General features: G+C 34.2%; 18 protein-coding genes. 9 read left to right on the forward strand and 9 right to left on the reverse strand.

Annotated features, from left to right (window positions below; all coding sequences use genetic code 11):
• The first annotated feature begins 193 nt into the window (after window positions 1-193).
• The 4 genes from KFZ70_RS14370 (at window position 194) to KFZ70_RS14385 (ending at window position 4,828) form a co-directional block, all read left to right on the forward strand.
• Window positions 194-670 (forward strand): hypothetical protein, encoded by a 477-nt coding sequence (locus KFZ70_RS14370; RefSeq protein WP_139694969.1) that lies wholly within the window; start codon window positions 194-196, stop codon window positions 668-670.
• Window positions 671-751: 81 nt separating this feature from the next.
• On the forward strand, window positions 752-1,717 hold the full coding sequence (locus KFZ70_RS14375) for a D-2-hydroxyacid dehydrogenase (RefSeq protein WP_139694970.1): 966 nt from the start codon (window positions 752-754) through the stop codon (window positions 1,715-1,717).
• Window positions 1,718-2,010: 293 nt separating this feature from the next.
• Entirely contained in the window at window positions 2,011-3,594 is a 1,584-nt protein-coding gene (locus KFZ70_RS14380; protein ID WP_139694971.1) for a hypothetical protein, read from the forward strand.
• Between the two features lie 121 nt (window positions 3,595-3,715).
• Entirely contained in the window at window positions 3,716-4,828 is a 1,113-nt protein-coding gene (locus tag KFZ70_RS14385; RefSeq protein WP_139694972.1) for a family 43 glycosylhydrolase, read from the forward strand.
• 367 nt (window positions 4,829-5,195) lie between these two features.
• Here KFZ70_RS14385 and KFZ70_RS14390 read toward each other — a convergent pair whose 3' ends face one another.
• The 3 genes from KFZ70_RS14390 to KFZ70_RS14400 form a co-directional block, all read right to left on the reverse strand.
• Complete coding sequence (locus KFZ70_RS14390; RefSeq protein WP_233243987.1) at window positions 5,196-6,650, reverse strand: alpha-L-fucosidase; 1,455 nt, start codon at window positions 6,648-6,650, stop codon at window positions 5,196-5,198.
• 92 nt (window positions 6,651-6,742) lie between these two features.
• Window positions 6,743-8,005: a family 43 glycosylhydrolase gene (locus KFZ70_RS14395; protein WP_199240642.1), complete on the reverse strand. Its 1,263-nt coding sequence runs from the start codon at window positions 8,003-8,005 to the stop codon at window positions 6,743-6,745.
• Between the two features lie 52 nt (window positions 8,006-8,057).
• Window positions 8,058-10,880, reverse strand: a complete 2,823-nt coding sequence (locus KFZ70_RS14400) for a glycoside hydrolase family 2 TIM barrel-domain containing protein (RefSeq protein ID WP_139694975.1) — start codon at window positions 10,878-10,880, stop codon at window positions 8,058-8,060.
• A 193-nt stretch (window positions 10,881-11,073) separates the two neighbouring features.
• Between KFZ70_RS14400 and KFZ70_RS14405 the strand changes: the two genes are divergently transcribed.
• Together KFZ70_RS14405 and KFZ70_RS14410 are read left to right on the forward strand one after the other, a co-directional pair.
• A complete protein-coding gene (locus tag KFZ70_RS14405; protein ID WP_139694976.1) occupies window positions 11,074-12,210 on the forward strand; it encodes a hypothetical protein in 1,137 nt (378 codons plus the stop codon).
• A 145-nt stretch (window positions 12,211-12,355) separates the two neighbouring features.
• Window positions 12,356-13,189 carry a UDP-2,3-diacylglucosamine diphosphatase gene (locus KFZ70_RS14410; protein ID WP_139694977.1) on the forward strand — a complete coding sequence of 278 codons (834 nt, stop codon included), beginning with the start codon at window positions 12,356-12,358 and terminating at the stop codon, window positions 13,187-13,189.
• A gap of 24 nt (window positions 13,190-13,213) precedes the next feature.
• On the opposite strand, the gene KFZ70_RS14415 is transcribed toward KFZ70_RS14410, so the two are convergent.
• Window positions 13,214-16,123 carry an FAD-binding and (Fe-S)-binding domain-containing protein gene (locus tag KFZ70_RS14415; protein WP_139694978.1) on the reverse strand — a complete coding sequence of 970 codons (2,910 nt, stop codon included), beginning with the start codon at window positions 16,121-16,123 and terminating at the stop codon, window positions 13,214-13,216.
• Between the two features lie 116 nt (window positions 16,124-16,239).
• Here KFZ70_RS14415 and KFZ70_RS14420 point away from each other — a divergent pair, with 116 nt between their 5' ends.
• The 3 genes from KFZ70_RS14420 (at window position 16,240) to KFZ70_RS14430 (ending at window position 18,901) form a co-directional block, all read left to right on the forward strand.
• Window positions 16,240-16,665: an outer membrane insertion C- signal gene (locus KFZ70_RS14420; RefSeq protein ID WP_139694979.1), complete on the forward strand. Its 426-nt coding sequence runs from the start codon at window positions 16,240-16,242 to the stop codon at window positions 16,663-16,665.
• 110 nt (window positions 16,666-16,775) lie between these two features.
• Window positions 16,776-18,230, forward strand: a complete 1,455-nt coding sequence (locus tag KFZ70_RS14425) for a transporter substrate-binding domain-containing protein (protein ID WP_139694980.1) — start codon at window positions 16,776-16,778, stop codon at window positions 18,228-18,230.
• 179 nt (window positions 18,231-18,409) lie between these two features.
• A complete protein-coding gene (locus tag KFZ70_RS14430; protein WP_139694981.1) occupies window positions 18,410-18,901 on the forward strand; it encodes a hypothetical protein in 492 nt (163 codons plus the stop codon).
• A gap of 84 nt (window positions 18,902-18,985) precedes the next feature.
• On the opposite strand, the gene bshA is transcribed toward KFZ70_RS14430, so the two are convergent.
• The 5 genes from bshA to KFZ70_RS14455 form a co-directional block, all read right to left on the reverse strand.
• Complete coding sequence (bshA, locus tag KFZ70_RS14435; protein WP_139694982.1) at window positions 18,986-20,125, reverse strand: N-acetyl-alpha-D-glucosaminyl L-malate synthase BshA; 1,140 nt, start codon at window positions 20,123-20,125, stop codon at window positions 18,986-18,988.
• Window positions 20,126-20,200: 75 nt separating this feature from the next.
• Window positions 20,201-23,119 carry a glycoside hydrolase family 3 N-terminal domain-containing protein gene (locus KFZ70_RS14440; protein WP_139694983.1) on the reverse strand — a complete coding sequence of 973 codons (2,919 nt, stop codon included), beginning with the start codon at window positions 23,117-23,119 and terminating at the stop codon, window positions 20,201-20,203.
• 116 nt (window positions 23,120-23,235) lie between these two features.
• Window positions 23,236-23,721 carry an ABC transporter ATPase gene (locus tag KFZ70_RS14445; protein WP_139694984.1) on the reverse strand — a complete coding sequence of 162 codons (486 nt, stop codon included), beginning with the start codon at window positions 23,719-23,721 and terminating at the stop codon, window positions 23,236-23,238.
• A 30-nt stretch (window positions 23,722-23,751) separates the two neighbouring features.
• Window positions 23,752-24,543, reverse strand: a complete 792-nt coding sequence (locus KFZ70_RS14450; RefSeq protein WP_139694985.1) for a (Fe-S)-binding protein — start codon at window positions 24,541-24,543, stop codon at window positions 23,752-23,754.
• Between the two features lie 106 nt (window positions 24,544-24,649).
• Window positions 24,650-25,963: a (Fe-S)-binding protein gene (locus tag KFZ70_RS14455; RefSeq protein WP_139694986.1), complete on the reverse strand. Its 1,314-nt coding sequence runs from the start codon at window positions 25,961-25,963 to the stop codon at window positions 24,650-24,652.
• Between the last annotated feature and the right edge of the window lie 2 nt (window positions 25,964-25,965).

Genomic DNA, 25,965 nt, shown 5'->3' on the forward strand with positions numbered 1-25,965 from the left:
TTTTAATTAAAATTGATATTTGGTAAAAACGCTGTAACGCACAAAGAATATAGAATTACGAAACTAGTATAGTGTTATTTGAATAACATACATAAATTGTTTCTAATAAAACAATCACTTTTCTTACAAGTTGATTACTATTGTTTTTCCTTTTTTTTTTTGTAAATTGTTATAAACCAAAAACTTTATAACTATGAAAGCTCATGTATTCTTTTTTGCCTCCCTCCTTGTTATTATTTTAGCCTGTAACCAATCTAAAGAAAATAAAGAAGATATGGTTCTTGTTGAAAAAACAGAAATAAAAACCCACCACCCATTAATTGGTACTTGGGAACGTACTAGTTACTACAACTATAACCAAGGTAAAATAGATAGTTTTCAATCTAAACCAGAAAACAAACACATCAAGATTTTTACGCCCCATAAAGTGATGTGGTGTAGAAACAATGCGGCAGATGAAACCGAATGGTTTGGTTATGGTGATTATGAACTTACCGATAGTTTACTCATTGAAACCCTTGAATATGGTTCAAAAAGTATGAATGTAAAAGATGACGGTACTTCTGTTTATGAGTTTAAATACACTGTTGATGGTGAAAAGTTTAGCCAAATACGTTTTGATTCTGAAGGGCACCTAATTTTTGCCGAAAATTATGTTCGTGTAGAATAAAGCAGCATAAGTTTTAAGTGTTGCCTAAATCTATACTTGTTTTATTGTTTTATATTTAGAACTTTAATTCTAAATAAGAACATGAAAATAGTTGTACTTGATGGTTACACGCTAAACCCTGGTGATTTAAGTTGGAAGGACATTGATAGTCTTGGCACATTACAAGTTTATGATAGAACACCCTTTAACGAAGCTACTATTTTAGATAGGGTTAAACATGCTGATGTTATTTTAACCAACAAAACACCCCTCTCTAAGCAAACCATAAAAAATGCAAAAAACCTTAAATATATAGGTGTTCTCGCTACGGGGTACAACGTGGTTGATACTGAAACCGCAAAGAAAAATAACATTGTGGTCTGCAATGTACCTTCTTACAGTACGGTATCAGTGGCTCAATTTACAATAGCTTTAATTTTAGAATTATGTCATCATATAGGACAACATAGTCAGGCCGTTTTAGATGGTGCATGGAGCAAGAGCCCAGATTTTAGTTTTTGGAATTCCCCTTTAATAGAACTTCAAGGCAAAACATTAGGTATAATTGGCTTTGGAGATATTGGTCAAGCTACAGCTAAATTAGCACAGGCCTTTGGAATGCGTATCATTACTTTTTCAAGAACCAAATATCCTGAACTCGAATCAAATACGTGCCAATTTGTAACTTTAGATTACTTATTTAAGAATTCAGATATTATCAGCCTTCATTGTCCTTTATTAAAAGAAACTGAAGGAATCATTAACAAAAGGAGTATTGAAAAAATGAAGCAAGGTGTTATGATCGTTAATACCGCTAGAGGTCCTTTAATAATTGAAAAAGATTTAAAAGAAGCCTTAAATTCTGGAAAGGTTTATGGCGCTGCACTTGATGTTGTTTCAAAAGAGCCCATAGAACTTAGTAACCCATTATTGTCGGCAAAGAATTGTATACTAACACCGCATATTGCTTGGGCACCTAAAGAAGCTAGAATGCGACTTATGGAAACTACATTTAAAAACATAAAAGCATTTAAAAAGGGAAAACCAATGAATGTTGTTAATAATTAAATTAAGGAAATATCGCACATAAAGCAGTGTCTTTTTAGGATTTATTTTCTATCCGTTTAAAAACCAATCAGATAAAAAACACTAAAAAAAGAAATAACTAAAATCTAGTTTTTCAAAAATACCACTATCTTTTTTTAAAGTATTATTAACTTTGCTGCCATAAATTTGTATTTTCAATAATTAATAATAGATTTTTTAGAAATATGTTTGAATTGGCTATTTATATATCATCATTTATACTGATTAATAAATATTTTCGTCATAAAATCTTGTTGCTGTTTTTCACTTTGCTTATGCTTGGTTCTACTCAAGCTCAAAACACAAAAGATGAAAAAGAATTAAGTCCTCAAGATGTCTATCGGAAAGCTACATCATTGCAATATAAGTATCCTGATAGTTCGGCTAGATTATTTCAATACAGCCATGATTTAAACTTAAAAAAAGGGGACTCAGGGAGCGCTGCTTTTGGCTTATTAGCAAAAGCTCTAGTCTTTGAACATCAAGCCCAGTATGCCAAGTCTTATGATGAATTATGGAATGCTCTATTATTAATAGATAGCTCTAAACATAAAATAGCGGAGTTAACAGTTTATAATAGATTAGGTAAAATATATTCTTATTACAAAAGAGAAGATAAAGCTCTAGAATATTTAAAAAAATCTCTCAATATTCAAAAGCAACTTATTAAACAGGAAATGATAAAACCTTCTGATTTAGTAATTTCTTATCACTCTATTACAAATATTTATAGAGATCTTAACAACCCTGAATTAGGAGAGGTATATTTAGATAGTGCATATTTATATTTTGACAGAGATAATACACCAATCTCAAAATCTTTTTTAGATTTTGAGAAAGCCAATATTCTAGCGCAGAAAGACAATAATAAAGAGGCGCTTGAAATTATGGAATCAATAGCTCCGTGGTTTCAAGAAAAATTACCCTCGTATATGGTATTGGTTTATAAATATTGGGGGGATATTTATTTTAATCTTAACAATTTAAATAAAAGTGAAGAACTTTACTTTAAGGCACTTCAAACTTCAGCAGAATACAGTAGCCACATTGACTTTACACCTTTGATTTATGAAAAGTTAACCGATTTGTATTTGAAGAAAAAAGATTACCAAAAAGCCTACACTAATATTAAAAAAGCAAAAGACCTTGACGCTACATTTTTTGATAGTAGAAGTGTATCCAACCAACCTTTATTAGAAATTAAAGATACCTACAGGCTAGAAAAAGAAAAACAAGAGCAAAAAATACAAGCACAACATTTAAAACAATTAAAGCAGGAAGCAGAAATTAAAAATTTACAACGGATTATCCTTTTTGTTTCCATCATTTTCCTAATTATTATAGGCGCTATCTATATAAAAAACCTTAGAGCGAGACATAAATCTGAAAAACTTCTTATTCAAAAGAACAAAGAACTTGAAATAAAGAAAGCAAGTGAGTTAGTTGAATTAAAAAATAAAGAGTTAGCGGCCTCTGCACTAAGACTTATTGAAAAAGATGAATTCCTGAAAAACTTGAAAACCAAAATACGTGAAGGAGACTCTGTTATAAAGAAAAGTGACCTCAATAAAATCCTTAAAACCGTTTCTATAAATAGCTATAATACTTGGGATGAGTTTAGATTAAGATTTATAGAGGTTAATAAAGAATTTTATGATAAAATCTTTGAAAAATTTCCTAACTTGAGTCAAGGCGATCAAAAAATTTGTGCTTTAATTAAGTTAAACATGTCAAGCAAAGAAATGTCTCGGTTGTTAGGTATTTCTGTTGAATCTGTTCATACCTCAAGACATCGTATTAGAAAAAAAATGAAACTTCCCAGACATATAAACCTAGAAGATTATATCAACTCGCTTTAATCTTATTTTACCAATAAAATAAAGTTTTAGTTGAGTAAATTTTTAAAAGAATCTGTTAAATTTTGCTCTATATTCGCTTTAGTATTTCTATTTTTAAATTTAATAAAACAGCACATAAATTATGAATATAAGTGATGAACAAATAGACTTTTTAGGCATAACAAATAAAGATAAGCTAAGCGCTGCCAGTAAAAGAGCATTAAAATGGCCTATGGATTTAGGCAATGAATGGTTCTTTGAATATGAGGTTGAAGATTTAAAAGGCGATTTGGCTTATGAAGAAGGTGTTGTTAGGCGAGATCCTAGTGCTATGATAAAGCATAACGGTAAGTATTTTGTTTGGTATTCTAAATCTGTTGGAGCTACTGATGGGTTTGCTGGAAACATTACAAACGATAAAGTTTTTCCTTGGGACAGATGTGATATTTGGTTTGCCACCTCAGAAGATGGTATCACCTGGAAAGAAGAAGGTGTAGCAGTACAAAGAGGTGAACGTGGTACTTATGATGACAGATCTGTATTTACCCCAGAAATCATGGCATATGACGGAATGTATTATTTATCTTATCAAACCGTAAAATGCCCCTATACCGTAAGAGTTAAAAATGAAGTTGGATTAGCCTGGTCAAATTCGCCTTATGGTCCGTGGACGAAAAGTGATGAACCAATTTTAAAACCAGCCAATAATGGTATTTGGAAAGGCGAGCAAGACAATCGATTTGCTGTAGAGAAAAAAGGCGACTTTGATAGTCATAAAGTTCATGACCCCTGCATTTTACCGTATAATAATAAATTTTACTTGTATTACAAGGGTGAGCAAATGGGAGAAGCTATTACTTTTGGTGGTCGTCAAATTAGGCATGGTGTTGCCATTGCAGATAACCCCAAGGGACCCTATGTTAAATCGCCCTATAACCCAATTTCAAATAGTGGTCACGAAATATGTGTTTGGCCTTACAACGGTGGTATAGCCTCTTTAATAACTACAGATGGACCTGAAAAAAATACTGTTCAATGGTCGCCAGATGGAATCAATTTTGACATTAAAGCTGTTGTGAAAGGCGCTCCTCATGCCATTGGTTTAAATAGAACAGCAGACACTGAGCGTGAACCTACTGAAATATTGAGATGGGGATTAACCCATGAATATATGAATGATGATTATCAATACATCAGAAGATTTACCACATGGAAAATGAAGCATCATACCGCAAAAGGTGAACAGAGTGAGTAAATTGAACACTATAAATAAAAAAATGCACGTTATTAAAGTGCATTTTTTATTTTAGAGTCTATCTCTTATAAAAAAGCAGAATGTTTACAAACTGGTGTTTTATCTATAACTAAACATATGCTACCCGATTAAAAATTACAGTTTAAAGTGCATTCTTTAAACATTTAATCTTGTTTAATCAATCTTATAAAGTTTGGTTTTTCGGATAGTTGGTTTGCAAACAGTTCTGCTATATTTTAAATAAACGATTCGACAATAATATGGTCATTACAATTTCGGTGTTTTTCAATAAAATAGAAATTATTTTATTACAAAATATGGTCTTGTAAAGTTTTTATCGAGTATGATTTAATCGTTTAACAGGTCTCTATTCTAACTCAAACTTAAAAACTGTAGCTATATTATTTAAACCTTTTTCCGGGATGGTAAGATAAAAGCTTTCTGTTGTTAACTGCCATTCAACCTCCACATTGGTTCCTAACACAGAGACACGCTTGATAGGAGATGGTGGAATATTTCTATGATAGCCCCCAATGGTTCTCATTTCTACCTTTTTACCAGCTTCTGGCTTTCCTAAAAAAAACACATACATTGATTTTTTATCTTTTGCAACTGTGAAGCGTATATCATCTGCTGAATATTCTACTTTAGACGATTGCCCTCCATGAGAACCATCGCCAGCACTAGCCGTACCATAACCAAAAATAGTATGTGGGCGTGTACCATAAACTGCTTCACCATGACTGTTTAACCATGCGCCAATGTCTTTTAATATAGCCCGTTGTTCCTCATTTATAACGCCATCGGCACGCGGAGAAACATTCAATAAAACAATACCGTTTTTACTCCAAACATCAATCATATTTCTAACTACCAAAGCCGCATCTTTATATTTATGCCCCTCTACATACATCCAACGGCTTTCCCCTAAAGTTATATCAGTCATCCATGGTTGCGGGTGAATATCTCGTCTTCCGCCTTGTTCTATATCTACAATACTATAATCTAAGGGTAAATCATCTTGCTTTCTACATATAACAACTTCTTGGTTATTCTTTACACCGTTATTAAAATAATGTGCCGACATTTGATTTCTGATGTCTTCTGGAATCATATTAAGCCAAGAGTCATACCAAATAATATCAGGATTGTACTTATCAACCACTTCGTTCACTTGATCTAGCCAATATTGATTAAATGCATCAATAGTTTCCCAGTTGCCAAATAACTTACGAAGCTTCTGATCTGTAGTTGATGTTGGTAAATCTGGATGATACGGGTAGTGGCTGTTATAGCCATTCTTACCCCAATGCTCAGGATTATTAGCATTTCTTTGACCATTTCGGGCATGATGAAACGTAGCAATGGTTTTTATGTTTCGCTTTTTTAACGATTTAAATAATTCTCCCGTAATATCTCTTTTAGGCCCCATATCGGCAACATTCCAAGGATTAACATCGCTATCCCACATAGCAAATCCATCATGGTGCTGCGCTACTGGTCCTGCAAACTTAGCACCTGTTTGTTGAAACAAATCTGCCCAATCTTCAGCGTCAAAATACTGGGCGGTAAACATCGGTATAAAATCTTCATAACCAAATTCTTCAATGGGTCCAAAATTTGCCTCATGAAATTTATTAAAACGGTTTCCTTTTATATACATAAAATTAGGATACCACGCACTACCAAAGGCAGGTACACTGTATGGCCCCCAGTGAAAATACATTCCTAATTTAGCGTCTTGAAACCATTCTGGAGCTGCGTTGTGTTTAGCAAGCGATTCAAAATTAGGTTCATATTGCTCTTGTTTTACTATATTCAATGTTTTTTGTTGCTTACAAGAAATCGATAGTAACACTTGTAATATGATTACATATATAATTTTAAATTTCATAATTTAATGCGCCTAATGATTTAGTTCTGGTAATTTATACTTTTTAATTTCTTAGTTTCTAGTTGTATACGCTTTTTTTGTTTGCTGCTTAGCTCATGCGTATAATAAAATTCTGGACTATACTGATAGTAGTGCCTCTTCATTTCTTGGTCATCAACCTCTTGACTCAAGTCACAATCAAACCGTGTTAAAATGGTATGATTCCAGTTGCCACCAGCATTAATAAAGTGTGATAACCCCCAGGTAATTCCTTTGCCATTTTTAGTATCGGTAAATGCGTCAGGCACAAAAGGGCCTGCTGCAACGGGGAGCAATTCAGATATCGCAGCAATTTCAAAATTAACCCAATCTTTTGCATATTGAATGGTGTTGTGCTCCTGCCCATCTCGTTGCACTATAGCCGCTACCCCTTCCTTAAAAGGAAATAAAGTAGTTTCATGACCTGAATTAATAACGGGATTTAAAGGGTGTTTCACAAAGGGGCCTAAAGGATCTTCAGCAATAGCTAAGCCCTGCATTCTTATTTTTGAAGGTTTTAACTCCGGACGCTTATCAAAATCACCTTTATAGTACAGATAAATTTTACCATCATGGACCAACGGATATGGATCATGTATTGAAAATTGATCCCATGAACCGTCTGGGCCATTAGGAATAACAATTTTATTTGAATGTGTCCAAGGGCCATCGGGCGAATCTGCATAAGCTACCGAAACAGGGCAAAAATCGCCTCGTAACCCACTGGCCTCCATAAACGCTTGAAAATACAAATAGTACCTCCCTTTCCATTTAAGAATATCTGTAGTAGTTACAGAGCGCCACCCAGGGTTTGGTTTTGGTGGACGAGGAACAGCAATACCTTGCTCTGTCCAAGTAAACCCATCCTCAGAAGTGGCGTACCAAATATCAGCCAAATCCCAATCACTAGAGGGAATGGTGTCATTAGCTAGTTTAGCTCGTGACATACCTACTGATCTTACAGATGTTTTTCGTCCTGTATACCAAACGTAATACTTACCATTTTCAAAAACTACCTTAGAAGGGTCTCTTCTGGTTATGGTTCCATCTCCCCCATTATAATCAAAACCCTTTAGTTCTGTATACCTAAATTGAGAATACAATTCGGTTTGTTCTGGTCTAATATGCTCATAAGATTCATAATTACGTTTAACCGCAGTACTTAACATCCCATTCGGTTTATCCTCTGGAATAAAAAAAGGAAACGCTTCGTTTACTTCTAATTCACACTGAAGAGTGCTTTCTTGTTTACAGCTAAAACACATAAATCCTATAGCTATAAATACTAAGGCTAGTGAAAAATCTTTCATACTTTTCTTAAAATTCAAAGGTTAACTCAATACTTAAAGGATCATCATCATTACCAAAAAAGTTTTCAGGATTACCATGTGGCCCTGTGGTTATTGGTTCTTGAAACTTAGTTCCTATTGGAACAATATTTTTTAAAAATGAGATATCCCCTTCAGGAAAGTCTACGCTAACTCTTCCTCGCTCATCACCCTCAGGATTTTCTGGAGTAAACATGCGTAAATAAGTTTGTGGTGAGTGACAGTACACGGTAAAACCATTGTTATTTTTACCTTTTACTTTTACCCAATACAAACTAGAAAAAAATCCTTTAAACTCTGGGTATTCACATGGTGACACCCCAGTAATTGTATTGTTATATTCGTTTTCCCAAACTCTGAATTGGGTTCCCTTCATTCTATTTCTCCAAACACGATACGGTCCATCTCCCAACCATTTTTTTTCGGCTACTTGATTTTCTGGGAATGAAAATGAAATACCTTTAAAACTCTTTACGCGTTTTTCATTTTTAATTTCAACTTTTAAATCAAGTACACCATTAGGGTGTATTGTCCATATAATTTTGTCTGAACTATATTCTTTAATTTTTTCCCAGTCTGAACTTTTGCTTCGCCTTTTAAATATAACACGAATCTCAACCAATGCATCAACCGTATTAACAGTTATATCTTCTATATCATCTTTATGATTAAATATAATTGGTCCATTATTCAACGGAATAATATGACCATCTTTTTTAACCTCTTCAAGTAATCCGGTAACGTTAGAAAAAACATACTCCATATTGCTGGATGACACATAAATGTTGTCATGCTCTATTTTTGAAGTCACTTTTCCTTTAGTATCATATCCAATAATGGCTTTATTTAGCTGTTTAGGGGATTGTACAGGATACGTCCATGTAAATATTTCCTGTCCATGAGGATCAGTTGCCATGAGCCATAGCGCATCAGCATGTTGCCAGCTCTCAGGTTTCTTAACAGTGAACATACCTTTTCCTTCTGGTGCAAGATTAGGAAGTTCTACTGCACTTTCATGAATCACCTTGAAATCTGTAGTACCACTTGGCCCATCAAACTTAATCCATTTGGCGGTCATTTTACACGCATTTAAATTAGTAAAATGATAACGATTTTCAATTCTGAACATACCATTAAAATCATTTCGAATGAATCGATCTTCAATGTAGATTGGTGACCAAACTTCTTTTATTGTAAAATAACTCCCTTCTTTCTCTCCGTAAGGACCAACTATACCATCAGCACCGTGATTTCCATCCGTATCTAATATGCCTTCCTTATCTGTTCTAACAACAGCCTCATCTGCAAAACCCCATAAAAATCCTCCAGCAATGGTAGGCATATTCCACATTCGCAACCAATAATCCTCTAATCCTGCTCCATGACCACCATCATATAATCCATGTAAAAACTCTGTTGGGAAAAATATTTTATCCTTTGCGGGTCCATCATTGGCTAAACCATGATAATGGAAATAATGCAAAGTGTTGGTTTTTCTAAAAATGTTCCATGGGTGTAAGACTTCTCGTTGTTGAATATCCCATTTAGCATAATCATCATCAAGTTCTGTGTTCCAACCACTTTCATTGCCATTGTCCCAAAGTAAAATTGACGGGTGATTAACATCACGTATTACCGTTTCTTTAACAATTTTACGGCCAACCTCGGTATCTAGTTTTGGTTTATGCCAAGTACATACTTCGTTCAAAACAAAAAGCCCAAGCGAGTCACATACATCTAAAAAATGAACATCTGGGGGATAATGCGACATTCTAACCGCATTCATGTTCATATCCTTAATCATTTTGGCTTGTTCAATACTATAGGCTTTTGATGTAGTTCGGCCAGATTTTGGATGAAACGAATGGCGATTTACTCCCTTAAATTTTATACGCTGCCCGTTAACATAAATCCCATCGCCTGCCAATAATTCAACCGTTCTAAAACCAATACGTTGAGATATGGTATGTAAACTATTGCCTTTAGCATCCAGTAAATCAACTCGTAAATAATATAAATTAGGATGTTCTGAATTCCAACTTTTAATATCCTTGGCAAAACTAGAAATTGACCATTTATCTTTGCCTTTTTCTAGTTGTGAAACGACTAGGTTTTGAATGTCGTTCCCTCCAATATCTTGCAAATACAGTTTTACCTGTTTTGCTGACTTTGACTTCAAAAAAACATCTGCTTTTATCGCTCCAGAAGCTTTGGCATCAACCGCAATACGTTCAATGTGATCCTTTGGAAAAGCCTGAAGGTATACCGGACGAAAAATTCCTCCAAAAATCCAGAAATCAGCACTTCGCTCAGCATAGTTTATAGACTCATTGGCCGAGGTTTTATTTACCTTAACCTCTAATAGGTTTTCTTGACCATATTTCAAATATTTAGAAATTGAATATTTAAATTCATAGAAAGCACCTTGATGTACATCTCCTACTAACTTACCATTAATTTTAACTTCTGCATCGGTCATAACACCCTCAAAAACAATTTTTATGTCCTTATTTTTCCAAGCGCTAGGCACAGAAAATGTATGCTTGTAGAGCCCATATTCATGCCCTCTTTTCTCAAAGGGCAGGTCATGTCCGTAGTTATATGTTCCAAAACCTTGTAGTTCCCAGCAAGATGGCACACCTATTTTGCTCCATTTACCACTGTTCATACCTTCAGAGCAGTAAAAATCCCAAAGTACCATACTATCTTTTCCCTTTCCCGATAAGTATTTTATTTGTGTCTCTGCATTATTTTGAGAAAAAGTATGGCACATAGCTATTAACAATAAAACCCATAAAAAGCTTCTTTTCATAATGTTTTGTTTAGTTGAATTTAGAATAGTTTAATGAGATACAACGAATCCTTAACAGTTTAAAAGTGGATATCCTTAACCTCTAAAGAATTATAGTAAAATTAACAATATGATTCAATTTTATTAATTTTAACGTACTTTAACGGTAGCTATAACGGTTAAAGTATAAATGCAAACAAGATTTTTAAAAAGCATGAAACTAACTGAAAAACAAAAGCGTAAAATAGTTGATACTATTATTAACAGCAATACATTTAAAAAAGCACCTACAAGTATTGCACTATTATTGTACTTATTTGAAGCTACTAAAAAAGAAATCCCTCTTAAGGAAAGTGTTATTGATATTGAATTTTTTAAAAGTAAAAACGCTACAGACAGAACGAACCCCAGAGTACGTGTAAACGCTTATAATCTCAGAAAAAAGATTTCTCAATTCTATGCTACTGAAGGAAAACATGATGTGTGGCGCTTAAAAATTGAGAAAGGACAATATCAAGTTAGCTTTTATAAAAAACCACAAGAATACTCTCTAATAAAAACAGCGAAATGGAAAACCGTTATCCCCTACACGCTTTTGTTTATTTCATTGGGCACTTTATTGGTTATGAGCTTACCTAAAGTGAAGCCGATTTTGTGGGAGTCATTTCTATCAAACGCTGCAACAACCCATCTTTATTTAGGAGACCACTTTGGGCTTACAGGTAAAACCATTACCAACAATCAAGGTTGGACAAGAGATTTTTCAATTAATGACGCCGACGAATTTTATGAATTTATTGATAAACATCTTGATTTAAGAACCAACCTGAAACCTTCACATTATTCATATATTACACGCATGGGGGCCTTAGCTTCTCAAAAATTTCAGAAGTTTTTTCAACATCATGAAAAAGAATTCTCCGTTAGGTTTTCAACGCAAACATCATTTTCTGAAATAAAAGAAGGAAATGCCATTTATGTTGGTCCTACAAAAAACAACAATCAGTTTCTTCATTTTTACAATCAAGCTAATCCTTTCTTTGAAATATCTAGTGATGCTTTAAAACATAAAACAAATCAAAATCAGTATAACTTGAATACGGGCAATGAAACTCAAGAATATGCTATTGTATCAAAATATCCAGTAGACAAAACAACTCATTTTTTGTTTTTCTCGCAACACGACATAGGCGTTATCGCCACCATAGAGTATTTTACTAACAAGGATAGTATTGCAAAGTTTACGCAGTCACACCTTAAGGATAAAAAATATTTTACTGCCATTTTTATGGTAAAAGGGCAAGATAGGACTAACACGTCTTTAAAATTAGAACAGGTGTTTCCCTTTTAAACGCTAATACCTTTTTATACTCAACACATAAAGACTAACACTTTAGGTAACATTTACTTAACAAATAACTTATATATAAATAATTATAACGTAATCATTAAGTAATAATAGTTTCTGTAATTTGATAAATAAAGTTTTATCGAATTTGAAAATAAAAAGAAAAGTTGAAATTGCAGTAATTAGTGATGTCCACTTAGGAACTTATGGTTGCCACGCAAAGGAATTGCTTACCTATTTGAATAGTATAAAACCCAATAAATTGATTTTAAATGGCGACATTATTGATATATGGCAGTTTAGTAAGCGATATTTTCCAAAAGCACATCTTAAGGTTATAAAGAAAATAATGTCAATGGCGTCAAATGGTGTTGAAATCATTTATATTACCGGAAACCATGATGAAATGCTTAGAAAATTTAGCGATACTACCATAGGTAATATTTCTATTGTAAATAAGGTGGTGCTCGAATTAGATGGTAAGAAAGCTTGGTTTTTCCATGGCGATGTGTTCGATATCTCTATTCAAAATGCTAAATGGATTGCAAAGCTAGGTGGCTATGGTTATGATTTACTTACTCTGGTTAACAGAGTTGTTAATTGGTATTTAGAACGCCGCGGTAAAGAACGTTATTCTCTATCTAAAAAAGTAAAGAATGGCGTAAAAGGTGCTATAAAGTATATAAATGATTACGAAAAAGTAATTTCAGAACTAGCTATTGAAAATGGTTATGATTACGTGGTTTGCGGGCATATTCATCAACCAAAAAAAGAATATTTTGAAAATAAATATGGCAAAACAACTTATCTTAATTCTGGAGATTGGGTTGAAAACCTAACAGCTTTAGAATACCAATTTAAACGTTGGAAAATTTATAACTTCAACAAGGATAAGCTGGCTCCTTTTATAGTTCATGATGAAATAGAAGATATGGAAGTAAAAGATTTAATAGCCGCTATTACCATAGTTCAAAACAAGTAATACACTTTATTTTGCCTCAATTAATTAAAGCAAAGCTTCTTTTAAAATGGTAACAGGATGTTTTGCTATACGTTGTGTTCCATCTTTAATTTGATGCCTGCAACTGGTTCCATTGGCCGCTATGATGGTATTGGCACATGCTTTTCGTACGGCAGGAAACAACGTTTGCTCTCCCACAATCATACTTACTTTATAATGTTCTTTTTCATAACCAAAACTTCCAGCCATACCACAGCACCCACTAGGAATAATGGTTACCTTATAGTTTATAGGTAAATTGAGCACGGTAAAACTCGATGCCTGGTTACGCAAGGCTTTTTGGTAACAATGTCCATGAAACTTTATAGTTCTATCTTCAGACGTAAATTGTTCCGATGTTATATGCCCCAAGGCAATTTCTTCCTGTAAAAATTCTTCAATTAAAAATGTGTTTTTAGCAATGGCTTCAACAGCTACCTTATCATCTGCCAATCTTAAATATTCGTCTGTAAACGTTAAAATTGCCGAAGGTTCAATACCCAATAGAGGTGTTTTTTCTGAAATAATAGTTTTAAATATACCAACATTTTTATTTGCGCAGGCTTTTGCTTGCTTTAAAAGCCCTTTAGATAAAAATGTTCTACCAGACGCTTCATGGCTTACCATTTTCACTTCATAATTTAGAGCTTCTAATAACTGAATAGCATCAATACCTATTGGCGTGTCTAAATAATTTGTAAACTCATCATTAAATAAATAAACGGTTTTTATATACGTTTTTGCTTTAGGTGATGTATTAAACGCTTGATACACTTTTGATAAGCTTTTTGAAGTTATTAAAGGGAAACTTCTACTAGGCGCTATACCGAACATTTCTTTTATCAATGGCGAGGTAACATTATTAGCAAACATGAAGTTACTGAAGTGTGGAAAAGTACTTGCTAACTTATTCAATTGGGTATTGTATGCAAATAATTTAGTTCGTATTGAAACCCCATTTGCTTTTTGGTACTGATAGAGAAATTCTGCTTTTAAACTTGCTACATCTACACTGCTTGGACATTCACTAGAGCAGGCCTTACAGCTCAAACATAAATCAAAAACCTGCTTAAGTTCTTGATGATTGAATTTATTTTCCTTTTCTGAATGTGTTAAAAACTCTCGTAAAGCATTAGCTCTTGCTCGCGTAGTGTCCTTTTCATTTCTCGTAGCTCTGTAACTAGGGCACATGGTTCCGCCAAACTCGGAAAGTTTTCTGCAATCACCAGAACCATTACATTTCTCAGCAGCTCTAAGAATCCCTAAGGAATCTGAAAAATCCAACACCGTTTCAATCTCTGGTTCTACTCTATCGGGTTTATAGCGTAAAGCGTCATCCATAGGATGGGCATCCACAATTTTCCCAGGATTAAAAATATTATGCGGATCAAAGCTATACTTTATCTTCTTAATTATTTGATAATTAGCTTCACCAATCATCAGCGGAATAAATTCAGCCCGCACAATCCCATCGCCATGTTCACCACTCATTGACCCCTGATACTTTTTCACTAAATGTGCAATATCGGTTGTTATTTTTCTAAAAAGATGTACATCTTCCCTCTTTTTAAGGTTTAAAATGGGGCGTAAATGGATTTCTCCAGCACCAGCATGCGCATAATAAACGGCATTTTGCTCATACCGTTCCATAAGACCGGTAAATTCTGAAATATATTGTGCCAAATCGGGTAATGCCACAGCAGTATCTTCAATACAAGCTACCCCTTTTTTATCACCAATAATATTCCCCAGTAAGCCCAAACCCGCTTTTCTTAAATCTAAAGCCTTGATGATATCTTTACCTCTTAAAACAGGATAAGCATAACTAAAGCCAGAGTCTTTAATCTCTTCAATGAGTTTATCTGCAAGCGTTTCAACCACTTCCTCTGTATCTGCTTTAACTTCACACATTAAAATAGCCACAGGATCTCCCTCAATAAAAAATCTATTTTCTTGCTGGGTTTTATTATGTTTTGTACAATCTAAAATGGTTTTATCCATCATTTCACAGGTGTACAAATTATGTTTCATTACAGGTTGCACGGCCAACAAACATTTTTCAATGCTTTCAAAATGTGCGGCCACCATAATACTCTCTTTGGGTGGTAGCTTATCTAATTTTAGGGTTATTTGGGTAGTAAATGCAAGCGTTCCTTCACTTCCAGAAAGCAATTCACACATATTAAACGGCGTGTCTGAATTTGAAAAAATACTTGAGCTAATAAGTTTATCTATAGCATACCCCGTATTTCTTCTATGTATTTCAGGCTTTGGAAAATTTGATAAAATTTGTTCTTGAACGGCTTTAGACTTTAATTCGTGATAAATTGTCTTATATATTGTCCCTTCTAAATTGGTTTGTTTAGTCTTTTCTAAGAAATCTTCTTCAGATAGCTTGCCAAAAACAACGGTACTACCATCACTTAAAATAGTACGCATTTCAACAACTTTATCTCTAGTAACTCCGTACTGTATTGAGGTTGTTCCTGATGAATTATTCCCTACCATCCCTCCTATCATACAACGATTAGAGGTAGATGTATTAGGAGCAAAAAACAAACCAAATGGTTTCAGGTAATTATTAAGCGCATCTCTAACCACACCTGGCTGTAGGGTAACGGTTTGTTCTTGCGCATTTAAAGTAATAATATTAGTAAAATACTTTGAAACATCAACTACTATACCCTCACCCACACACTGGCCTGCCAATGATGTTCCTGCGGTTCTGGGAATTAATGACGTATTGTTTGTTTTAGCAAAGTCAATCAACAATTGGATATCGTCTTCATTTTTTGGATAAGCAACCGCTTGAGGCACTTTTCTATATACAGAAGCATCGGTTGCATATATGGCTTTTGTTAAGGAATCAATATATAATTCTCCTGAAAGTTTTGACTGTAAGGCTAGTAAGGACATCGTTTAAACTTTAATACAAGGATACGTAAAAATCCTATTTATTTTAATGGATTTCATGCCATACTTCCTAAAAAAGATTATATTTATCCTAACTAACATTTAAAAAATTCAATCTTATGAAAAAATTAATCGTAGGTATTTTTTTAATATCATCATTTGCTCTGAGCGCTCAGGAAATTGGACTTCGGTTTGGGGAAGTGTCTGGTAAAAATAATGTTGCTGTTGATGGTGTATTCCATACAGGAGGCAGTAGAATTCATGCCAATGTATCATTTGGTGATGGTGTTGGGTTAGATGCCCTTTGGGATCTAATCTACAAACCCTTAGGCGAAGATAAATTTAATTGGTATGTAGGTGTAGGGCCTTCTGCTTACTTTGGAGATGACTTTTTATTAGGCGCAAGTGGAGAAATTGGACTAGAATATGTTTTTGAGGCTCCTATTTCTATTGGACTAGACTATCGTCCTACTTTTTGGATTGTTGAAGATACAGATATGGATTGGGGAGGTTTTGGTTTAAATATTAGATATAGATTTAACTAAAATAACTTCACTAGTAAATTTTTCATAAAGGCCCCTTAATTAGAGGGCTTTTTTTATGTTTGAGATAATCTATTCTTTTTATATTACAGGTTATAACTAAAACCAATGATATGATACGTTCTTTTTCTATTTGGGTATTGATTACTATAATGTTCTTTAGTTGTCAATTTAATCAAAAAAAGAGCGTAGAAAACCATGATTTATTTCAAAAAAGCACAATTTCAAAACCTATTTCATTTGATTTGGATGCCATAAAAACAAGAGACACCCTAAGAGCCATCGTTTTAAGTGGTCCCACCAGTTTTTTTGTTTACAAAGGCGAAAGCATGGGTTTTGAGTATGACCTTCTTCAACAATTAGCTAAAGAATTGAACCTAAGTTTAGAAATTATAGTGGCTCCTAATTTTAATGTTTTGGGAGAATGGTTAAATAGCGGAAAAGGCGATATTGTAGCGCATAATTTCACACCCACCAAAACAAGAAAAGAAAAGTTCACGTTTACAAATTACCTATATCTTACCAAACAAGTTCTTGTGCAACGTAAACCTGATAACTGGCGGAACTTAAAACTACATCAAATTGAAAATATGCTAATAACGGACGCCATTGATCTGATTGGTGACACGGTAAACGTACGTAAATATTCTTCCTATAAAATGCGTTTAGAAAATTTTATGGAAGAAACAGGTGGTCATATTCACATCAATGAAGTTGATGCTACGCTTACCACAGATGAGTTAATCGGCATGGTGGCAGCAGGAGATCTTAAATATACCATAGCCGATAACACCATAGCTGAAATGCATGCCATTTATTTTAAAAATATTGATGTTTCTACCCCCATAAGTCTGTCTCAAAAAGCATCATGGGTTATACGACGAAACGCACCTCAACTTCAAAAGGCTTTAAATACATGGATACAAAAACTTAGGAAAACTACAGATTATTATGTTATTTATAATCGCTATTTTCAAAATAGTAGAATTATAAAAAAGCATGTAAACAGTGATTATTATTTAACGAAAACCAAGCAATTAAGTCCGTATGATGATTTAATAAAAAAGTATTCTGAAAACTTACCTTGGGATTGGGTTATGCTGGCCAGTCAGATATTTCAAGAATCAAGATTTGATCCGAAGGCACAAAGTTGGGCAAAAGCACAAGGTTTAATGCAAATTATGCCTAGTACAGCTAGAGAATTAGGAATTGAAGATACCTCTCACCCCGAAGAAAGTATAAAAGCAGGCACTTTTTATCTATTAAAGCTTTGGAACAAATGGGATACTGTTGAAGATTTTGACACCAGACTAAAGTATACTTTAGCTAGTTATAATGCGGGGTTAAACCATTTAAAAGATGCAGTAACCCTAACAAAAGCGGAAGGATTAGACCCCAACCATTGGCAAAATATTGAAGCATCTTTATTAAAATTAACCTACCGAAAATATTTCTCAAGAAAGGATATAAAATATGGATATATTCATGGTATTGAGCCTGTAAATTATGTCAAAGAAATTTTTGAACGCTACAATTTATATATACAACTTCTTGACACTGCTGAATAAAAAACACACCTATTTATTAGCCATCTATAGGACCTCTAAATTCATATAAAAAGAATATATTTTCTATTTAGATTTATTAAGGTTTCACCTTACATTTGTTGCCTTACAAATATACACCCCACGATCTAAACTCTTGTTTATATCGTATAAATTAATAGGAAACTTAAAAAAACAACTTTATGAAAAAATTATTTGTTTTATCATTAATCGTATTTGGATTTACCCTTACAACGAATGCTCAAGAAATTTCAAAAAATGCTTTAGGACTCAGACTAGGAGATAGTGATGGTTTTGGAGCCGAAGTATCATGGCAGCATGCATTGGGTGGCAATAATAGGTTAGAAGTTGATTTAGGATGGAGAGATAGTAGAAATTACGACGGTTTCAAACTAACAGGCCTATACCAATGGGTATGGCTTCTAGATGGAAACTTTAACTGGTATGCTGGTGCTGGTGGAGGTTTAGGATCTTATAGTTTTGAAGACAAATTTGGTTATAGATCTTCTGACACTTTCGTTTTTCTTGCTGGTGATATAGGAATTGAGTACAATTTTAACATCCCTCTTCTGTTATCTTTAGACTTCAGACCAGAAATTGGTTTTGGAGACGAAACATACAATAACAATGATTTAGATTTTGATATTGCGTTAGGTATTCGATTCCAGTTCTAAAAAAAATTCAATGTATTTTTTAATAATAGGCCTGCAATGGTATTGCAGGCCTATTTATTTTTAAACGGTTATGTGTTTATCTTCTTAAATGACCAAACACTTGGCCAATGTATCTTCATAAATGGCTTCATACTGTGGCACTATAGTGTGTAAATCAAATTTTTTAGATTGCTTAATGGCATTAGCTTTAAACATTTTTAAGCGGTTTTCATCACTTAAAATATACAATGCATTTTTTGTCATATCGTCAACATCACCTACATTACTTAAAAAGCCCGACATCCCATGAACGTTAACTTCTGGAATCCCTCCTGTATTACTAGAAATTACTGGTACACCAGAGGCCATGGCTTCTAACGCTGCTAAGCCAAAACTCTCTGTCTGTGAGGGTAATAAAAACAAATCACTAAAACATAAAATTTTATCAATTTCATTACTTTTTCCAAAGAAAACCACCTTATCTAAAATGCCTAATTCCTGACAGCGAAGTTCTACTTTTTCTTTCTCGGGGCCTTCGCCTATAAACATCAGTTTAGCGGGCATTTCTTTCTGAATGCTATAAAAAACACTAATCACATCCTGAACACGTTTTACTGGCCGTAAATTACTTATATGCGTAATAATTTTTTCGTCATCTTTCGCCATCATGCCTCTTTGGCAATCTGTAAACCCTTGTCCGTTATGTTTTTCTAAATCTATAAAATTAGGAACAACATATATATCATTTTTAATATCAAACAAACGTAATGTATCATCCTTTAAACTTTGAGAAACGGCAGTTACAGCATCTGATTTATTAATACTAAAGGTTACCGCTGGCTTATAAAAAGGGTGGCTGCCTACCAAAGTGATATCTGTACCATGTAAAGTGGTTACTATTGGGACATAAATACCTTCTTCTTGTAACATCTTCTTGGCCATGTATGCGGCGTAGGCATGTGGGATAGCATAATGCACATGTAAAATGTCTATTTGATGGAGTTTTACCATGTCAACCAACTTACTAGATAATGCTAACTCATAAGGTTGATAATGAAACAACGGATATTCTGGAACATTCACCTCATGATAGTGTACATTATGACTAATTAACTCTAACCTAACAGGTTGGCTATACGTAATAAAATGAATCTCATGACCACGTTTAGACAGTTCTAAACCTAATTCTGTTGCCACAACACCACTACCTCCAAACGTTGGATAACAAACTATTCCTATTTTCATTATTATGCTTTTGTATGATATCTTAATAAGTCAATAATTCGTCTTAAAAACTTACAGTAACATCCATTAATTTTTTTAATCAACTATGGCTTCATAGATAAACCGTTGAATTTCAGTTCTAATATTTTCTCTTAATAATAAGTTTTTACCTGCTCTTGGATAGGTTCTATTTGCCAAAAACACATAAACAATTTCTTCTTCTGGATCGGCCCATGCATAAGTTCCTGTAAATCCTGAATGCCCAAAACTTGTCATTGAGATGCAGCCACAGGTAGGACCATCATCCTCTAGTTGTGGTTTATCAAAACCGACACCTCTTCTATTGTCTTCACTACAAAAATAGCAGGTATTAAATTTATCAATGGTCTCTGGTTTTAAAAATCGCTTACCCCCATAATATCCTTTTTGTAAATACATTTGCATAATTTTTGCCACATCATTAGCATTACTAAAAACACCTGCATGACCACCAATACCATTTTGCATAGCTGCCCCCATATCATGTACATACCCATGTACTTTTTGATATCTGTAATAGTCATCAATCTCTGTAGGTACAATTTTTTTACTGCTTATTTTATGATACGGATTATACATGGTATAATTTGCCCCTAAGGGTTCATAAAAATGTGCCTCCGTTAATTGCTCTAACGTTCTGTCATAGTGGTACTCAATAAACTCTTTTAAAATATAATAAGGAAAATCACTGTAACGGTATTTTAATCGGTCTAGCAACTCAGACTCTCTAATTATTTTTGGGATAGAATCCTGATAGTCTGTTCTTAAAAATAGATTTTTTGATACTTCAATATTAAACTCTGCACTGCGCTTTGCTCTGTAATATTTAGGACTTGGTTTTTTAGTTTCTAAATCAAGAGTATTGTAATAAAATGGTTCCCAAGGTCTTAACCGCGCATAATGAGACAACATGGCTTTTAATGTAATATTTTCTTTATTTGATCCCTTATATTCTGGTAAAATTTCAGATAATTTGGTATCTAAACTCACAACACCTTGCTCTTCAAGTTCCATAAGTAAGGGTAAGGTGGCCAATATTTTCGTTAACGACGCAACGTCATAAATATCATCAAAACCTATTTTTTCTTTGCCTTCATACGTGTGTTTTCCAAAATTTTTGTTGTAAATCACTTTTCCTTTTCTGGCAATCAATAGTTGAACACCTGGAGTCATTTCATTTTTAATCGCATAATTTACAAGAGAATCTACTTTTTTTAACTTCTCTGAACTCATTCCAACGCGCTCAGGAATAGTATAACTAAGACGTTTTAATTCATTGGTATAAATTCCTGAAAACTTTGTAAAATAATCGCCCACTGAAACTGGCAAATGCCCTTTTGAAGGTAAGGCTCCAAAAAGAATTTGAGCAGATTTTTCTTGTGCTGTTTTACTATTTTGATAACTAACTACAATGCTTTCAATATTATCAATACGCTTTAAATCCGACAAGGCATAGGGTTTTACAAAAACGTTAAGTATCACCTTATGGGTTTCTGCAATACTATCAATCCATTCTAGCTGTTCTTCAGAGAACTCATAAGCTTTCCATGGATTAGCGTTTGAACGGTGAAAACCAATAATTACCGTGTTATATACTTGTAATTTATTTTTTAAGTCCTCCAGAGAGTCGCCTTGTAAAGCATGAACCTTCCCGAATTTTTTCAATGCATTAAAAAATGGTATACCTGAATCATCTCCAAGCTCAATATAGGCTATTGTTTTTGTCTCTAGGTCTCTCAACGGCAGTAGATCCCCTTCATTTTTAACTATGGTAATGGCATTTTCAAATAATTCCTCATTAAGCACATCATCTTTTAAACGGTTAAGATCTTTTGATAAATCAGCAATAGCAACTGGTTTATAGTTATGTAAGCCTACTTTATATTTGGCCTGAAGAATCTTTTTTACAGAGTATGCCAACCTACTTTCACTGATATCCCCTTTTTTATAGGCTTCAATAATTTTTGAGGTACCAATACCAACATCTTCAGACATAAGCATAACATCATTACCCGCTTTAAATGCCGCTAAATCTATATCGCTCGTTTCATCAAAATCTGCAGCACCTTTCATGGTCAAGGCATCGGTAAAAATTAACCCTTGAAAACCTAATTGGTTCTTTAAAATATCGGTCACTATGTGGTGTGATAATGACGATGGAGAATTTTCCTTAGCTTCTAAACTCGGTACATTTAAATGAGCCACCATAACACTGGATAAACCAGCTTTTATGAGCTGTTTGTATGGATATAATTCTACTGAATCAATCCGCTTTTCATCAAAATGTATTGTTGGTAAGGTTTTGTGCGAATCTTGATCTGTATCACCATGCCCCGGAAAATGTTTCGCGTTTGCCAAAACACCACTGCCTTGCATGCCTTTCATAAAAGCTAGTGCCTTCTGCGTAACGTCATCACGACTTTCTCCAAAAGATCTATTACCTATAATTGGGTTTTTAGGATTCGTATTTATATCTACTACGGGTGCAAAATTAAAATGTACCCCTAAACGTTTGCAGTGCTCACCTATTTGTTTCCCTGTTTGTTCTACTAATTTATTATCCTTTATCGCCCCTAAAGTCATATTCCACGGAAAGGCATAGGTTGAATCAAGTCTCATGCTCAATCCCCATTCAGCATCCATACCAATAAGCATTGGTAACTTAGATAAGGCTTGTAATTCATTATTCAATTTAGCCTGACGGTATGGTCCTCCATTGGAATAAATAATCCCACCTATATGATGCTCCTTTATGCCTTTAACAACTTTTATCTTGGATTGAGCATCTAGATTTGACATGACCTGAACCATGTATAACTGCCCTACTTTCTCCTTTAAAGACATGCTATTGTAAACACTATCTACCCATTTCTCTTGAGCAGCAACATCTTTTGATAGCAAAGGATTTATGTTTTTTTGACTGAAACTTAAAACAGTACAAAGCAGGCTTAAAATTGATATATAGATATGGCGCATATGGATTAATTATAAGGTTTTAATAGCTAAGAAACACTAATAATCATGCCAAAATAACACTTTTTAAAAGAAGATAAAAAGTCTTTAAGATAGATTTATATTTAAATAGGATATCGTTACTTTATAAAACGACTATGCCAACTTTCACTAGCAGGCACTTCCCAATTTTCATTGAATTCCTTAATATTAGCCACCAAATTATTGAAGACAATGGTGTTTTTAGATACGGCTTTGTCTTTGGCCATTTTTCTAAAATCAGTTAAAGACTTATACGCTATATATGCGCCTTGTTTGTAGGATACATTCATTTTATCCATCAAATCTACGTTGTAATCTTGTTCTAATTGTTGAATAAAATGAACGGAGGCGTCTATAGAACAACCCGTTGCCACATTCATGCTTTGATTTAACCCTAAAACAATAAAACGCTTATATTTAACAACATAACCCGCTTGTAAATCACCTCCATGAGCTGTCCAGTTTTCAATAAACGTTTCAAGCTTTGATTGTATTTCCTCTAATTCTTCTTCAGTAAACGAGCGGTTGGCTTGATAAATCCAAACCCGTGATTCTTCTGGTAATGTATTGAAATCTACTAGCATGTTTTCTTTTTTTAGTCTCAAGTATATGTTTTACAAATCCTGAGCGTTAGCAATAAGTTCTGCGATGTCTAAAACAGCAACAGCATTTTCTTTTTCTTTGGCTTTTACACCGTCTGTCATCATGGTATTACAAAACGGACATCCGGCAGCAATAATCTCTGGTTTGGTTTCCAGAGCCTGTTCTGTACGTTCTATATTTACTTCCTTATCCCCTTTTTCAGCATCTTTAAACATTTGTGCGCCTCCAGCACCACAGCATAATCCGTTACTTTTACACTTTCGCATTTCAACTAATTCAGCTTCCAACTTTTGAATCAGCTCACGTGGTGCCTCATAAACATTATTAGCACGCCCTAAATAACACGGGTCATGGAAAGTGATTCGCTTACCTTTAAATCTACCACCCTCAACCGTTAATCTGCCTTCTTCAAATAATGACTTTAAAAACTGTGTATGATGTAGCACCTCATAATGACCGCCTAAACCTGGGTATTCGTTTTTTATGGTATTAAAACAATGCGGACAAGCAGTAACAATCTTTTTAATATCATAGGCATTTAAAACCTCAATATTGGTAGCAGCCTGCATTTGAAATAAAAACTCATTTCCTGCGCGCTTGGCTGGATCTCCAGTACAGCTTTCTTCAGCACCTAAAACAGCAAAGTCTACATTCGCCTTATTTAATAATTTCACAAAGGCTTTTGTAATTTTTTTTGCTCGGTCATCAAAACTTCCAGCACATCCCACCCAAAACAGTACTTCGGGTTGTTTGCCTTGCCCCATATATTCGGCCATTGTTGGTACTTTGAGTAGATTGCTCATGTGATACATTATGTTTTTTGCGTTAGGGATTGAGCTATTGTTGGAGCTCCTTGAAAAGAGCGACTTGCGAAAGCCCGACCCTTGTGGTAACGCCCTTATTATATAATTATTCGTTTTTCCAGTTTAGCCTATCCATTTGATTGTAAGGCCACGGTGCACCATTGTTTTCTATATTGGTCATCATAGTATTAAGCTCTGCTGGTGCAGCAGATTGTTCCATAACCAAATACCGGCGCATATCTAAAATGATAGATAATGGATCTATACTTACAGGACAAGCCTCTGTACAGGCGTTGCAGGATGTACAAGCCCAGAGTTCTTCTCTTGTTATATAATCATCAAGAAGTTGTTTACCATCCCCCTTAAACTCGCCATTATTTGCATCTATATTTTTACCCACCTCTTCCAGACGATCTCTGGTATCCATCATAATTTTACGCGGTGATAATTTTTTGCCGGTTAAATTTGCAGGACATTCACTGGTACAACGTCCGCACTCTGTACAGGTGTAAGCATTGAGTAATTGTACCCAATTTAAATCTTGTACATCACTAGCGCCAAATTTTTCTGGAATATCATCCTCACCACCTTCAGCGGGAGCTGCAAACGGATCGGCATCAGGATCCATCATCATTTTTACTTCATTGGCTACCGCCTCTAGGTTATCCATTTGTCCTTTAGGTTGTAATTTTCCGTAAAATGTATTTGGAAACGCCAGTAAAATATGTAGATGCTTTGAAAAATATAAATAGTTTAAAAAGATGAGAATACCAATAATATGCAGCCACCAGGCACCTCTTTCTATAAGATGCAGTCCATTTTCTGGCATACCTTCAAAACAGGGTGCTATAAACTGACTTATAACATTTCCTGAGTTTAAACTTTGAAATTGTGAATCGGTAGCATTCATAACTAAAAACAGAGTCATTAATACCACTTCAAAATACAGAATTAAATTACCATCTTGTTTAGGCCATCCTGACATTTCACTTTTCATGAAACGTGCTAATTTGATAACATTTCTTCGTACCCAAAATACGGTTACTGATACTAAAACAAGACAAGCTAAAACCTCAAACGTTCCTATTAAAAAACCATACACGGAAATGGGCAATACTTTTAATCCTATACGATGTGTACCAAATAAGCCATCAAGAATGATCTCTAAAACTTCAATATTTATAATAATAAAACCAATATAAACAATGACGTGCAGCACCCCAGAAACAGGACGACGCACCATTTTGCTTTGCCCCAAGGCAATCCTAATCATGTTTTCCCAGCGCTGAGATTGATTATCTGACACGTCAATATCTCTACCTAGTTTTATGTTTCGAATAAGCTTTTTTACATTTTTAGCAAAATAGCCTATCCCTAAAACGAGTATAACGGCAAATAAAACGTTGGAAATATATGACATGA

The sequence above is a fragment of the Allotamlana fucoidanivorans genome (assembly GCF_045788535.1).
Taxonomy (GTDB): domain Bacteria; phylum Bacteroidota; class Bacteroidia; order Flavobacteriales; family Flavobacteriaceae; genus Allotamlana; species Allotamlana fucoidanivorans.